Genomic DNA, 14672 nt, shown 5'->3' with positions numbered 1-14672 from the left:
GATCCAAATCTCTCTAGGGCTATTTAGTCCATATTGATATTTAACAGTTTCCATTTATCGAAAAGTAGAAAATAAAGGTTTTGGCCGGTTGCCCGGGAGTTTAAGGATTACCGTGCAGGAGTCGTCGCAGCTCTCGCTTCTCGTGGTTCCGGTCCCTCTACGACCGGGTTATCCGGGTGCGTGACCCATTCGGTGAACGATCCCTCATAGATCCGAACATTGGGGTAGAGATAGAACCACTTCAAGAGGACGAATTCGTTTGTAGCTTCCCGACCGGTCCCGCACGAGCAGATGACGGTCTTGCTCCGGTCGACGCCGTGATCTTCCAGGATCATGTCGAGTTCATCGTTCGATTTGAGCAGCGCCGGGTTATTCTCGTCCATCATGCTCTTCCAGGGCAGATTGACGGCACCCGGGATATGCCCGGCCTTCCGCCAGGGTCCTTTTCCTTCGTACACCTTTGCCGGGCGTGCATCGAGCACGACCACATCGTCGTTGTCCTTGATCTGCCGGAACTCCTCGTACCCGATGGGGTAGTCATCCCGAACCTCGACGGTGAAGCCGGACGGCTCGACCGCGGGGTAGTCCTGCGAGAGTTCGCCTCCCTCGTTCTTCCACGTGTCAATCCCGCCGTCGAGGAGGTATACGCGGTTGTGGCCGTACTTCGCCAGGGTGTAGGCCATCATCGTCTGCCCGAGCCCGTCGCCCGCGCCGGAAAACGCGCCCTTTCCGGTGTAGACGACGACCGGAGAGTCAGCCTCGATACCCGCACGCCGGAACGATTCCTGCAGGCAGGCGTTCGGGCTGTACGACCCCGGGAAGCCGCGGTTGGATACCCGCAGGACCCCTTCCGTCAGGTAGGTGGCACCCGGGATGTGCTCCTGGATGTAGTCGTGAATGTTTGGCTGGACGTCGACGATCGTCAGGTTGTCATCGTGCAGGTGGTTGGCCAGCCAGGCTGCATTCACAAGTTTGACCTTCCCGTCGCCGCGGGGGTACGGGAAGTTTTCCCGGTCGGTCCGCGCCTGGAGACGGTCCATGCCGCCTCGGGTGAACATCTTCTCTTCCATTTTCCCTCACCTCATAGTGCGTATTCTCACCGAACGATCGGTGAGCCTGGCCCCATTGCGGGCTTGAGACAACATATACCTTGTGCAGGATCGGGTGGAGGGTGGGGCACACCCGAATCTACGCTTGTGGAGATCAGAACCGCTACACCGCCAAGCCCGGCGGTGCACGTCCCGGTCAACGAAACAAGAATCTCCCGGCTTTAGCCGTGGAGAGTGTCAAAAAATCACATGTCACATAGTCGCGGAGCGTGGGAAAGCCCGTCCCCCTACCACACCCGGCACTGCCCGCCCCCGCGCTTCGCGAAGTACTGCTGGTGGTAATCCTCGGCCCGCCAGAACGTTCCTGCGGGCTCGATGCCGGTGACGATGGGGCGGCGGAACCTCCCTGAGCGGTCCATCTCCCCCTTTGAGGCCCGGGCCTCCTTCTCCTGCTCCGGGGTGTGGAAAAAGATGGCCGACCGGTACTGCGTCCCGATATCGGGCCCCTGCCGGTTGGGCGTGGTTGGGTCGTGGATGTTCCAGAAGACGTCGAGGAGCTCCCGGTACGAGGTTTTATCGGGATCATAGGTCACCTGCACGACTTCCGCGTGCCCGGTCCTCCCGCTGCAGACCTCGGGGTAGGTCGGGTTCTCGGTGGTGCCCCCCATGAACCCCACCGCCGTATCCACGACGCCCGGCACGTGCCGGAACGTCTCCTCGACGCCCCAGAAACATCCTGCGCCGAAGGTGGCGCGCTCGAGGCTCTTCTCCGGTGCCATGAGAGATCTGCCAGGAGGGGGATCTGTGAAAAAGGTGTCGACGTCCCCCCCCGGGGGCATACCCTTATCCCCGGCCGGTGCCACGTACTCTCATGGCCTTTGAATCGGAAGCCGTAGAGATGGTCGCCCGGCTGATGGCGCTCTCTGCCCGCACCGCCCCGAAGGCACGGGGCACCGACGTCATCAAGACGATGATCGTCACCGGAGAGGAGAAGACGGTGCTCGCGGAGGCGATGCGGGAGTACGGCGAGAAGCACGACGTGGGGTTCTTCATCAGGGATGCGGGCAACGTCGCGGCAAGCGACGCCTGCCTCCTCATCGGGTCGATGCTTGCCGACGCCGTGGGCCTTGACTGCGGCGGGTGCGGCTACGCCACCTGTGCGGAGATGCTCGACGCCCAGCGCGAGGTAAACCCGCCGGCAACGCCGTTCCGGGGCCCGAACTGCGTCGTCAGGATGGCGGATCTCGGGATCGCGGTCGGTTCCGCGGTGAAGACCGCGAGCATCCACAACGTCGACAACCGGGTTATGTACTCGGTCGGTGTCGGGGCGCTCTCGCTTGGGTGGCTGGAGGGCTGCGGCGTCGCCTACGGGATCCCGCTCCGGGCATCGGGAAAGGATATCTTCTTTGACCGTACACGCTAATCGGGTTATCAGCATGCCTATTATGAAGATCCGGGGCGGGGACCTCGACCTCGTCGAATACGAGTTCTCCTCCTTCTCCCCCGGCGAGAATATCCGGCTGTGCGGCCTTAAGAAGGACTACCAGCTTGCACCGGTGCTCGGCACCGTTGTTGTCCGTGCTCCTGCACGGATCCACCTTACCGTGCTCGATATGAACCGGTTCTCCCCGGACCGTCCCGGCGGGGGCGGCATCGGGTTTGCCATCGGGGTCTACTGCACCGCCGAGGTCGAGTGCACGGCATCGGGAGTCGAGATCGACTACACTCGCGAACCGATCCTCCGCCACTTCGTGGAGGCGTTCAGGCAGGTCGTCGGCTATAAGGGCGGCTTTAAGATCCGTGCCCGCGACCACCAGTACGAGCACGTGGGGCTCGGGTCGACGAGCACCATCCTGATCGCGGTCGCGAACGCCCTCAACGTCGCCGTGGGTTCGCCGCTGACCCCTGATGAGCTCCGCCTGCTCCTCGGCTGCAACTTCGTCGAGGAGACGGAGGCCGGGAGCGTCGCGTTCGGGTTCGAGACCGGTGTCGGGCCTGCCGCGAGCCTCTACGGGGGCATGGCGGTGATGGGCGACGAACTGACGCTCATCTACCGGCACGCCTTCGCCGGGGGCAAGAACGTCTACATCGCCATCCCGTCCTCGGACATCTCTTCGGCGGGAGAGAAGGAGTTCGACCTCCTGATGAACAAGGCCCGGACGCTCGATTACCGCGACCGCGAGCTGAAGTCCTACCTCATCATGATGGACCTCATCCCGGCGCTGGAGCGCGGGGATCTCGCGAAGGCCGGCGACGTCATCTGGGAGATCGAGTTTCGGGGCTCGAAGCGCGCCGAGGTGGAGCACCACGGGTTTGAGATCTACCGCTACATGGCGGCGCTCCGGGACGCCGGCCTCGAGTTCGTCGGCATGAGTTCGGTCGGCCCGTCGATCGCGGTCATTACGGGCCGGCCCGAGGAGGAAGTTACGGCGATTTTGGAAAAGGCCGGCCTCCGGGTCGCGATTGCTACGACGGTCGATAACGAGGGGCTGAAGATCCGGGTGGAAGAGAGGGCGTGAGGGGCGGGGCCACCTGCAGGAAGGATATCCCCCGGCCCGCCAGCATTTAGAATTCTTGCGCGAACTGTCGGAGCGCGTAAAAAAGGAAGGGTGTAAGAACCCCGCCTAGGGATCATGCAGGTTAGATGCTCTCGATGATCTTCTGCACCATAGCGATCAGGGCGTCTGCCTCCTCGGTTGGTATCTTCTTTCCCCTCTGCGCCTTCACCTGGTTGATGAAGGCGTTGAGCTGGTTGACCGCTGTACGTTCATTTCCCTTGTTGAGCTTCTCAATCGCGTTGTCCAGTTTGGACGTGAGGCCGTTCTCGATCCCGCTCGATAGTTCGAGGCTCTCCACCCGGGTGATCAGATCGGTTGTCGCTTCGGCGGGCGTCTGCACGGTGACGGTTGTGGTCCCGGTGCCCGAAGCGCCTTCGCTGTCCGTCACCGTCAGGGTGATCGTACAGGTTCCGGGCGCGGTGTAGGTGTGCGAACCACTAACGGTCCCCGTAGCCTCGTCCACCGTTCCTTCGCTCGTTGCCCCGTCACCCCAGGTCCAGGTTGCGGTGTGGGTGTCGCCCGCATCCGGGTCGGTGAACGTACCGGTAACCTGGATCAGGCTTCCCGGGAGTTGGGGGTCTGTGGGCGCCGTCACCGCCGTGACCTCGGGGGGGTTGTTCGCGGCTTCAGTCACGGTGATGGTCACGGTTGCTACATCTGAGTAGAGTTCGCCGTCGAATGCTTTGTAGGTGAAGGTGTCGATGCCGCTCCATCCGGCGTTTGGCGTGTAGGTGAACGAGCCGTCTGTGTTCAGCGTCAGACTTCCGTGCGAGACACTGCTCTCCAGCACAGCGGTCAGGTCATCGCCGTCCGGGTCATCATCGTTTGCGAGCACTCCAGGGGCAGGCTCAGTATGAGTGGTATCCTGCTCTAGGGTGCAGGCATCACCGGCGGCAACCGGGGGATGGTTCACCGCGGTGACCGTGATGGTCACGGTTGCTGTGGCGGATTCGAGTTCTCCGTCGGACGCTCTGTAGGTGAAGGAATCCGTCCCTGCAAAGTCTGTGTCGGGTGTGTACACAAACGACCCGTCAGGGTTGAGCGTCAACGTGCCGTGTGAGACGCCGTCAACCAGAACTGCCGTGAGCGTATCAGCATCTGGGTCGTCATCGTTCGCAAGCACCCCAGGAGCATTGACCGAGAGCGTGACGCCTTCGTCGGTGGCGTAGGTGTCGTCAACGGTTATCGGCGCCTCATTGACCGGATTCACGGTGATGGTCACAGTTGCCGTTGCAGATCCGAGCGTCCCGTCGTTGGCTGTATAGGTGAACGAGTCCGTCCCGGAAAATCCGCTCTCGGGCGTGTAGATAAACGACCCGTCCGGGTTCAGGGTGAGAGTGCCGTGGCCCGGGCCAGCATCGAGTGCTGCGGTGAGTGCATCCCCATCGGGGTCGTCATCGTTTGCGAGCACGCCTGGTGCGGATACCGTCAGTGTCGTGCCCTCATCGGTGGTGTAGTTATCATCAACGGCTACCGGCGCCTCGTTGACTGCGTTGACGGTGATCGTCACTGTGGCAACGTTCGAGGCGAGAAGGCTATCGTTTGCCGTGTAGGTGAAGGTGTCGTTGCCACTCCACCCGGCGTTCGGTGTGTAGGTGAACGAGCCATCGGGGTTGAACGTCAGTGTGCCGTTCGTGACACCGACCACCAGAACGGCAGTGAGCATATCGCCGTCCGGATCGCCATCGTTCGCGAGCACGCCCGGAGCTGTGATAGTGAGGGGAATGTTCTCGTCTGTCACGTAGGTGTCGTCAGCAGCTGTCGGCGCTTCATTAACTGCGTTGACGGTGATCGTCACGGTTGCTGTGTTCGAGGCGAGGAGACTGTCGTTTGCCGCGTAGGTGAACGTGTCGTTGCCACTCCACCCGGGGTTCGGTGTATACGCGAACGAGCCGTCGGGGTTGAGCGCCAGAGTGCCGTTTGTGGTGCTGGCCACCAGGCTCGCCGTGAGTGTATCGCCATCGGGGTCGTTATCGTTCTCGAGCACTCCGGGAGCGGCAACAGTGAGAAGCGTATCTTCGTCTGTCGTGTAGGTGTCGTCTCCCGCGATCGGGGCACGGTTCCCTGCATTCACGGTAAACCTATCGGTAAGAGTTGCGGACTGATTGCTCGGATTGGTCACCATCACGTTCCAGGGCCCCACGGCAGCGCCGGTCAGGTCCAGCGTGCAGGTGATCTGTGTTGGGGAGACGACGGAAACATTGGTCGCTACAATGTCCGGTTCTCCGGTCCGGGTGAGTTTCACGGTTGCGCCGTCGACAAACCCGGTGCCGGAGAGGTCGGTGATACTCACCGGGCCGGTGTTGGGTCCGGCGTCGGGAGTGATCCCGGTGACGGTCAGTGCGGGAGTAACTATCACTTCAGCCGTCCCGGAAACCTCCCCCGCAGTGGCTGTGACCGTCGTGGAACCTTCCGCGGTTGCCGTGAAGAGGCCTGTCGCGTCGATGGTTCCTACGGTATCATTCGTGCTGGACCAGACGATCTCCCCGGCAGGTATGGGATTCCCGTACTGGTCATACCCGGTTGCCGTGAATTGCCGGGTCGCCCCTACGTCAAGGGTTGCTTCGGCCGGTGATACATCAATGCGGGTGAGAACGGGGGGCGCTGGCTCGAAATTGGCGATGAGCGCCGTGTTCTGGGCTGGCATGGCATAGTCGAAGTTTGGCTCGGAACTTACTGGAGTTCCTGTCGCATTTGTCCAGTTGATGAACACCCAGCCTTCATTGGGTGTCGCTGTGATGGAAACCGTGGCTCCAGCTGCATAGGTCCCGGCGCCGGTGACGGTGCCGCTCCCGTCAGGGTTCACGGCGAGGTCAAGGGTGTAAGTCGGCAACGGATTTTGCGGTTTATAATAGGCGTACACTCCTCTGTCTAACAGCGTCTGGATGTCATTCATCGCGGCGGATCCCGGGGTGAGGTCGAGGTAGTTGTAATGTAGGTACACATAGTCACGCGAGCCGAGCCCGCTGTTGGCAACCAGTGGGCTGATGTCGCTGATCTGGTTGTACCCAAGGTAAAGACTCCCCAGGTTTGTCAGGCCGGCAAGGGGGCCGAGGTCGCTGATCTGGTTGCCACTAAGGTAAAGATGTTGCAGATTTGTCAGGTCGGCAAGGGGGCCGAGGTCGCTGATCTGGTTGTACCCAAGGTCAAGACTCCCCAGGTTTGTCAGGCCGGCAAGGGGGCCGAGGTCGCTGATCTGGTTGTGATCAAGGTCAAGAGTCTGCAGATTTGTCAGGTCGGCAAGGGGGCCGAGGTCGCTGATCTGGTTGGACTCAAGGAAAAGCATCTGCAAGTTTGTCATGCCGGCAAGTGGGCTGAGGTTGCTGATCTGGTTATTATAAAGGAAAAGCGTCTGCAAGTTTGTCAGACCGGTAAGGGGGCTGAGGTCGCTGATCTGGTTATTATGAAGGGAAAGATCCTGCAGGTTTGTCAGACCGGTAAGGGGGCTGAGGTCGCTGATCTGGTTATTATGAAGGGAAAGATCCTGCAGGTTTGCCAGGCCGGTAAGGGGGCCGAGGTCGCTGATCTGGTTGGTATAAAGGTCAAGAGTCTGCAGGTTCATCAGGCCGGCAAGGGGGCCGAGGTCGCTGATCTGGTTGCCACTAAGGTAAAGATGTTGCAGATTTGTCAGGTCGGCAAGGGGGCCGAGGTCGCTGATCTGGTTGCCAGCAAGGTCAAGATCCCTCAGATTTGTCAGACCAGCAAGGGGGCTGAGGTCGCTGATCTGGTTGACACCAAGGCCAAGATGCTGCAGGCTTGTCAGGCCGGTAAGGGGGCTGAGATCGCTGATCTGGTTGTGATCAAGGAAAAGCGTCTGCAAGTTTGTCAGGCCGGCAAGGGGACCGAGGTCGCTGATCTGGAAGTTGTACCGAAGGTTAAGTCCCTGCAGGTTGGTCGCATATTCCAGCCCCGATAGATCGCTGATTCCTCTCCAGTCTGCATTTAGAGTATCAAGCCCGGCCATATCCTCAGCCGTAATATCCCCCACGGGCTTACCCAGCGCTTCGCGCACTGCAGCCTCGAGGCCGGGATCGTTGAACGTTACAACCTCACTCACCGCCACGACGGCAAATCCATCTGACAGGATATCGTACCGTTCATCAGGATTCGTCACCACCACGTTCCAGGGCCCCACAGCGGCTCCGGTCAGGTCCAGCGTGCAGGTGATCTGTGTTGAAGAGAGAATGGAAACATTCGTTGCCACGATATCTGCTTCTTCCGCCCGGGTGAGCTTCACGGTTGCGCCGTCGACAAACCCGGTGCCGGAGAGATCGGTGATGCTCACCGGGCCGTTGTTGGTGCTGGAGTTGGGAGCAATCCCGGTGACGGTCAGTGCGGGAGTAACTGCCACTTCAGCCGTCCCGGAAATCTCCGTCGCAGTGGCTGTGACCGTCGTGGAACCTTCTGCGGTTGCCGTGAAGAGGCCTGTCGCGTCGATGGTTCCTACGGTTGTATTATCACTTGACCAGGAAACATCGGTCCCGGGCATCTCATCTTCATACTGATCGTAGCAGGTGGCCACAAACGCTTGCGTGTCACCCATATCAAGGGTAACCGATGGAGGAGATACCGCAATGCGGGTTACTGCTGAGGCCGATGGATTCACGGTCGCCACAGTCTGTCCTGAAATGTCATCAGCAGACGCCGTCACCGTGGTGGATCCGGCGGTGAGTGCCGTAAACATCCCGTCTGATTCGATAGTTCCAACTGAGATGTTGCTACTTGACCAGGAAACGGTCACATCGGGTATCGTCTGGCCATATTGATCGTAACAGGTCGCAGTAAATTGCTGAGCGGTTCCGATCTCCAGTGCAGGGGATTCTGGCGTCACCGCGATGGATGTCAAGACCTGAGCTGCAGGAGTAACCGTTACATTCGCCTTGCCTGAGGTTCCGTTTGCTTCGGCAATGAGCTCCGTACTGCCTGCAGCCAGCGCGGTAAACAGACCGGACGCATCGATCGTCCCGACGGTGTCATTCGTGCTGGACCAGACGACCTCACCGGTAGGTAGGGGATTCTCGTACTGGTCATACCCGGTTGCCGTGAATTGCCGGGTCGCCCCTACGTCAAGGGTTGCTTCGGCCGGGGTTACCACAATCGATGTTAAAACCGCCGAAGCCGGATTGACCATTATAGATACTGTAGCAACGTTAGAACTCTGAGATCCAGCGTTTGCCGTATAGGTGAACGTGTCTATACCCGAGAATCCTGTATCAGGCATGTACGTGAACGAACCATCAGCGTTCAGGTCCAATTTACCGTTCGAAACATCGTCGACCAGGACTGCGGTGAGAGGATCGCCGTCGGGATCGTTATCGTTCGCAAGCACCCCGGGAGCATCGACCGAGAGCGTGACGCCTTCGTCGGCTGTATAGGTATCATTGGCCGCGACCGGGGCCTGATTCCCTGCAGTCACGGTGAACCCGTCCGCCAGGGTGACCGGCTGACCGCCGGGGTTCGCCACAACGACGTTCCAGGATCCTGTGGCTGCGCTGGTCAGGTCCAGCGTGCAGGTGATCTGCGTTGAAGAGAGAACGGAAACATTCGTTGCCACGATATCTGCTTCTTCCGCCCGGGTGAGCTTCACGGTTGCGCCGTCGATAAACCCGGTGCCGGAGAGGTCGGTGATGCTCACCGGGCCGTTGTTGGTGCTGGAGTTGGGAGCAATCCCGGTGATTGTCGGTATGGGGATGGGGGCGAACTTCTGGATGCGGTTATTACCACGATCGGCTACATAGACGTTACCAGCACTGTCCACGGCAACACTCCATGGAGACCAAAACTGTCCGTCACTATACCCAGATGACCCCCACATGGTGAGGAAGGTGCCGTCAGCGTCGAACTTCTGGATGCGGTAATTAGAGGTATCGGCTACATAGACGTTGCCAGCACGATCTACGGTAACACCCTGGGGGTACAGGAATTGTCCCTCATTCGCTCCCAATGATCCCAATGTGGTAAGGAAGGTGCCATCAGCATCGAACTTCTGGATGCGATGATTCCAGTTATCAACCACATAAACGTTATCGGCACTATCCACAGCAACGCCCCACGGCCGATCGAACTGCCCATCACCCGTTCCATACGAACCCCACTTGATGAGAAAGGCGCTACCGGTGAACTTCTGGATGCGGTTATTGCCAGCATCGGCCACGTAGATGTTGCCAACTGCATTCACGGCAATGCCAGCGGGCCAGGAAAAATTTCCATCGTCCGATCCCTTTGAACCCCACGCGGTGATGAATCTGCCAGAATCATCAAACTTCTGTACGCGGCTATTACCGTCATCAGTTACATAGACGTTGCCAGCAGTATCCACGGCAACAGCTTGGGGTCGCTGGAACTGTCCATCGTTGGTTCCAGACGAACCCCACATGGTGAGGAAGTTACCAGAACTGTCAAACTTCTGAATGCGGTCGTTGATGAGTTCGGCCACATAGACGTTATCAGCACTATCCACGGCAACGCCCCACGGCTGATCAAACTGCCCATCACCCGTTCCATACGAACCCCACTTCGCTACAAACACATACTCTTCCGCCGCCGCCACTGGCACTGCCAGCACGGCAATGAGCAGGAGCAGTACTCCTGCAATCGCGCTTTTACGCACTCTCATATTTCATACCTCATTCGGCAAAATTGCCCAACGGAGCCTCCGGTCGCCGGACTTCGTGCGTCCGCGTATTGCGGGAAGGGAACCCGCACCCTGCGAGCCTAGCTCCTCAGGCAGCCATGTTCATCTGCGTTTCACGTCTCGTCGAACGGATGGAGATCTGGATGGCAACAGTGGTGCGGCTGCGGCCCAAACTTATGGAGCCGTGGAGAGGGAGGTGTGATAACAGTGGTGACGGTCGATTGAGTAATGGAAACGCCTGTACTGGCAGAAGGTTGGTGAAAAGTATGGAAATTTGATGATATTCACAGTCGATTTCCCCTTGACCTATCCGTCCGATATGAGGACAGAGAAGGAAAATATATGTCGTGCTATATATATGTTTGCAAATACAATTTGATGAACTATAATATTGTGAAAATGGCCGACCTTCCTGCTTATTTGGGTGACACGGGCAGACCTTTCTCCTACAAATAATCTATCGCATAAGATTGGCAGAAATGGAAGCTCCAGGAAATCCGTTCGAGAGGCCAGAGGTCTGTCGGTCGATGGCACCTATGGCGAGTCTTGCGATCGAGGTCCGGCGATGGTGCAATCGAACCGGATACGCCGGCCTCAAGTTCGTCGGGATGAGTTCGGTCGGCCCGTCCATCGCGGTCATCACCGGCCGGCCGGAGGAGGAAGTTACGGCGATTTTGGAAAAGGCCGGCCTCCGGGTCGCCATCGCGACCGAGGTCGACAACGAGGGGCTGAAGATCCACCTGGAAGAGAGGGCGTGAGGGCCGGGCACCGGATTTCACAATTTTTGTTCTTTAGTGGTGCCGAGCCCAATTTTGTAGGAATTTGCCGGACTAAAAGAGAGTTAGGTATAGAATGAGAGTGAGACGTGCCCATATTTGTCGTTTGTCTCGCCTTCAGCTACTACAACACCGTCTGCCTTTAGGACAGTTTTCAACGTCCCTGAAGCGTAGTCATCCTTGCTCACGCCGACATACGCGCTATCGTCCTCGCCGAGGTTGATCTCTCTGTATCCATTGATGGAATAGGTTTTCGTGGTTGTTGTGCTTCCAACCGATGCATAGACCCGGGCATCCCCGCTGTACCAGATCTCAAGGATGAATTTCACATCGCCGGTGAGCTTCTTTGGGGAGGGACGTTCAAACGTCATACTTATTTCATCCCCGTATTCCAGATATCCGTAAATGAGCCCATTTCCGTCTCGCACGGGGACGCTTGAGACAGGACCCATTGATACAAAGTCCATCTTGTCGAAGTCCCGAGCATCGCACCCGCTCCCCATCTCCTGGTACGACTGATCTTTCCTTATATACAGGTCATCATCAGCGAATGTGACCGTCCGCATCAAATACCTGCCCTGACTCACTTTCGTGATCAGCCTGATGTCAGTTGCGTCGGCGTTCCTTAGTATTTTTCCCGCTGAATACTTCGGGACGTAGGCCGTTGGCTGTGCGGTTGGCGTGGCGGTGGGAGCCGCTGTCCGGATCACGGTTGATGTCGCCACTGTCGTGTGTGTCGGGGTTTCAGTCGGTGGGGTAGTTGAGGCTGCCACCGCTCCGGTTTTTTCTGATGTGGTCTCGATACAGCCGCAAACGAGGACCAGAGCGACAATAAGGACGAAATCAACGATAGGGGGTTTCATATGTGCAAAATTCAGTAATTGGAGTCAAAAACGTTTCGAATTGAGCATGGGGTTATATGAGGCCGTAATCACTGGAAAGAGAAATTTAAAAGTTTTCCAGAGATTTCTGGCCTGAAATGGGTGTTAATGGTAGACGATCTGGAGCACGGTTCACGACGCTATCGGAGGCATGGTTCTTGAATTGGGCGAAATAAACATTCGCACCTCACGCGACGGCATAGATCTCCCTCGAGGTCTCTTCCACCACCTGGCGGAAGATCGGGTTTCGCACCGCGGACAGTTCAACCAGATCGATCTTGCGGCCGAAGGCCCGGGCCAGGTCGTCGGCGAGACCGAAGTACGCCCGTGCATGCTCCACCGGGGTCATCGGCTCGAACTCGACGACAAAATCGATGTCGCTCGATGCCGGGTCGAACCGGTCCCCTGCCGCCGAACCGAAGATGCCGAGCCGTTTCACGCGGTGACGTGCCGCGATGCCGGCGAGATCGGGGATCCTTTCGCGGATGATGGGGTGCATCGGACTCCTCTATGAGAGGTATATTACAGAGGGAGCATTATCCCTTTCGGATAAACCGCCAAAGGCCGGTCCCCGGCTGTTCTCATTCATCCTGAGGCGGCAAACCCCGTTCAGATACTGTTCTTCCGGTAATCGTACTCCCCGCTTGCGATCCGCTCCATCACAACCTCGCCGATGACGCCGAGCCGGCTCCCGGAGAAATACCCCGACGACACGTTCGCCCCCCCGATCGCCGAGAGTAGGTACACCTTCCCCCGGGCGACGCCGAAGATCCGGGCGACGGGGCCTCTTGTGATCCGGACCATCTGCACCTTGTCGTAGTTCATCACGACGGTCTCGCGGTCGACGGCGCCGTTCACGAACGTGAAGAGGTCGGTGCCGGTACCGAACTCCGTGATCCGGTAGGAGACGTAGGTCGCGTAGAAGATCGCGAGGATGGCGAGCGCCGTTGCCAGGGGCAGCGCGTAGGGCAGCACCGTGCCGGCGACCCCGGTCAGGGCCGCCGTCTCGCGGTAGAGGTAGATAGAGGGGTAGGCCGTCGCCAGAGCGAGCGCGAGAGAGGCTAACGCGGCCCGGATCAGGAGGACGCTCCTCGCGCCCGCGGGCTGCCGCTCCCGGGCGTGCTCGGCCACGAACTCCGGCACCAGTTCTTCGAGAAGCCTCTGCTGCGTTGCATCGTCCTTCAAGAGGCAGAGGACGGGACGGAGGCTCTCCCCGCTCCCGGACGCGAGCCCCACCACCTCCGCCTCGATGCACGACCGGTGGAGGAGCCGGGCGATAAGAGTCCGCTTTACCCGGACGGCGTTGATCCGTGAGGCGTCAAACGAGGTCTTATATGTCCGGATCAGGCCGTGCTCCAGGTGTATCGTGTCGCCCCGGCGGTATACCCGGTAGTTGTAGTAATGGAATATCAGCGAGACCGACGGCGCCAGCTGGATGGTAAAGAACATCAGCAGGGAGACCAGCGCCGTACCGCCCGCTCCCGCTCCCGTTATCGTGGAGATGTAAAACTGAACGACGGAGTAAGCCAGAAACGCAAAACCGAAGACCGTCTGGTAGGTCGAGACGCTGAAGAGGCCGTGGACGATCACGTCCGCCGGGGAGAACGCGACCGGAGACCCGGCCGGCTCTTCTTCCACAACGGTTTCGTGGCCGTACAGCCGCTCTTCCATCCCGGCCCGTATCCCCTCCGCCACGTCCTGCCGGAACGTCAGGACGGCTTCCGGCACCGTGGCGCCGCTGCCCGAGTTGATGTTGACGAGCAGCCTCGACGTCCCGAAGACCCTGTTCAGGATTCCCCGGTTTACGTTCACCGATGCAACTTTCGCGTAGGGGAGCGTCTTCTTCATCTTGAAGAGGGTGTTCCTCTCCACCACCACATCTCGTTCGTTGAACTGGATGGTCGTCCGGCTCCACTGCCGGTAGTTGAAGAGCACCAGCGCGACGAAGAGGATCGCGATTACGGCCGGTAGAGCACCCCTGCCGAGTTGCGTGGCGAGGACGGCCAGCACCACGATTGCCGAGAGCGAACGCTCCACGATGATGCTCGGGTGGCACCGGATCTTCTCGCCCGGGCGGGCGGGGGTATCCGCAGCCGTCCCGGTGCCGGCTGCATCGCTGCTGCAGCCCTCTCCCTCGCGGCCGGTCATTCGTCTGCAGCCCCCGGCCGGGGAATGGCGGTTGTTGGCATCCTCTCCCGGAGCATCCTTCCGATCAGGTTGTTGAGCCGGTCGGCCACCTTCTCCGCCTCGTCAACCTCCAGGTACCTGATCGTCGCCTCGCCTCCTGCCGTGGTTATGGTGACGTCCGCGAGGCCGAGGATGTTGTTTATCGGGCCTCTCGTGATCTCCACCTGGTGCACCCGCTCGATCGGCACCAGGGTGTGGCGTATGAAGAGGATTCCGCAACGCACGTCCACCCTGTCTTCGGTGATCCGGTAGCGGTACCGGGCGTAGAAGACCGGCGGGGCCGCTACTATGTAGACCAGGGCGATCCCCAGGGCGAGCAGGAAACCGTACCCGATAAGATCGTAGTAGGACCCCAGGAATCCCCCTGCGTAGGTCTTCGTGAGGATGTAGGCCACGAGCAGAACCGCATACCATACGGCGTAGTCGATGTACATCGAGAGCATGCACTTCCGGTTCAGCCGCCGGTAACCGTCCGCACCCGCCCCGGGTTCCGGCGATCCTTCGTCGGCCGGGGTCTGCCCGCTCACCGGGCCGGGAAACGACATGGTTATCCATTGCCGTTCTGCTCACTTCAACCTATGTCCGGG

At 59.4% G+C, this 14672-nt stretch carries 10 protein-coding genes; 3 read left to right on the top strand and 7 right to left on the bottom strand.

From position 1 onward, the window contains the following. Positions 1-107: 107 nt before the first annotated feature. Both HL657_RS10710 and msrA read right to left on the bottom strand, forming a co-directional pair. Positions 108-1070 (bottom strand): sulfurtransferase, encoded by a 963-nt coding sequence (locus tag HL657_RS10710; RefSeq protein WP_317296810.1) that lies wholly within the window; start codon positions 1068-1070, stop codon positions 108-110. Between the two features lie 266 nt (positions 1071-1336). Further along, the gene (gene msrA, locus HL657_RS10705) at positions 1337-1828 is read right to left on the bottom strand and encodes a peptide-methionine (S)-S-oxide reductase MsrA (RefSeq protein ID WP_317296809.1); all 492 of its coding nucleotides are present in this window, start codon (positions 1826-1828) and stop codon (positions 1337-1339) included. A gap of 92 nt (positions 1829-1920) precedes the next feature. Here msrA and HL657_RS10700 point away from each other — a divergent pair, with 92 nt between their 5' ends. Both HL657_RS10700 and HL657_RS10695 read left to right on the top strand, forming a co-directional pair. Beyond that, on the top strand, positions 1921-2472 hold the full coding sequence (locus HL657_RS10700) for a ferredoxin domain-containing protein (RefSeq protein WP_317296808.1): 552 nt from the start codon (positions 1921-1923) through the stop codon (positions 2470-2472). A gap of 13 nt (positions 2473-2485) precedes the next feature. Further along, positions 2486-3568 (top strand): GHMP family kinase ATP-binding protein, encoded by a 1083-nt coding sequence (locus tag HL657_RS10695; RefSeq protein WP_317296807.1) that lies wholly within the window; start codon positions 2486-2488, stop codon positions 3566-3568. Positions 3569-3689: 121 nt separating this feature from the next. On the opposite strand, the gene HL657_RS10690 is transcribed toward HL657_RS10695, so the two are convergent. After that, positions 3690-10223 carry an Ig-like domain-containing protein gene (locus HL657_RS10690; protein WP_317296806.1) on the bottom strand — a complete coding sequence of 2178 codons (6534 nt, stop codon included), beginning with the start codon at positions 10221-10223 and terminating at the stop codon, positions 3690-3692. 545 nt (positions 10224-10768) lie between these two features. On the opposite strand from HL657_RS10690, the gene HL657_RS10685 reads away from it, so the two are divergent. Continuing rightward, positions 10769-10999: a hypothetical protein gene (locus tag HL657_RS10685; protein ID WP_317296805.1), complete on the top strand. Its 231-nt coding sequence runs from the start codon at positions 10769-10771 to the stop codon at positions 10997-10999. A gap of 83 nt (positions 11000-11082) precedes the next feature. Here HL657_RS10685 and HL657_RS10680 read toward each other — a convergent pair whose 3' ends face one another. From HL657_RS10680 to HL657_RS10665, 4 genes are all read right to left on the bottom strand, one after another. Next, positions 11083-11880, bottom strand: coding sequence for a hypothetical protein (locus tag HL657_RS10680; protein ID WP_317296804.1), 798 nt, complete (start codon positions 11878-11880; stop codon positions 11083-11085). A 205-nt stretch (positions 11881-12085) separates the two neighbouring features. Further along, positions 12086-12397 carry a nucleotidyltransferase family protein gene (locus HL657_RS10675; RefSeq protein WP_317296803.1) on the bottom strand — a complete coding sequence of 104 codons (312 nt, stop codon included), beginning with the start codon at positions 12395-12397 and terminating at the stop codon, positions 12086-12088. A gap of 110 nt (positions 12398-12507) precedes the next feature. Continuing rightward, positions 12508-14046 carry a PH domain-containing protein gene (locus HL657_RS10670; RefSeq protein WP_317296802.1) on the bottom strand — a complete coding sequence of 513 codons (1539 nt, stop codon included), beginning with the start codon at positions 14044-14046 and terminating at the stop codon, positions 12508-12510. Next, complete coding sequence (locus HL657_RS10665) at positions 14043-14630, bottom strand: PH domain-containing protein (protein ID WP_317296801.1); 588 nt, start codon at positions 14628-14630, stop codon at positions 14043-14045. Before HL657_RS10665 ends, HL657_RS10670 begins: the two co-directional genes overlap by 4 nt. Positions 14631-14672: the final 42 nt, after the last annotated feature.

Origin of the sequence: Methanoculleus nereidis (genome assembly GCF_032944295.1) — an archaeon.
In the GTDB taxonomy this organism is placed as follows: Archaea; Halobacteriota; Methanomicrobia; order Methanomicrobiales; family Methanoculleaceae; genus Methanoculleus; species Methanoculleus nereidis.
The sequence above is the reverse complement of the archived record's forward strand: the minus strand, read 5'-3'. Positions and strand labels throughout refer to the sequence as shown.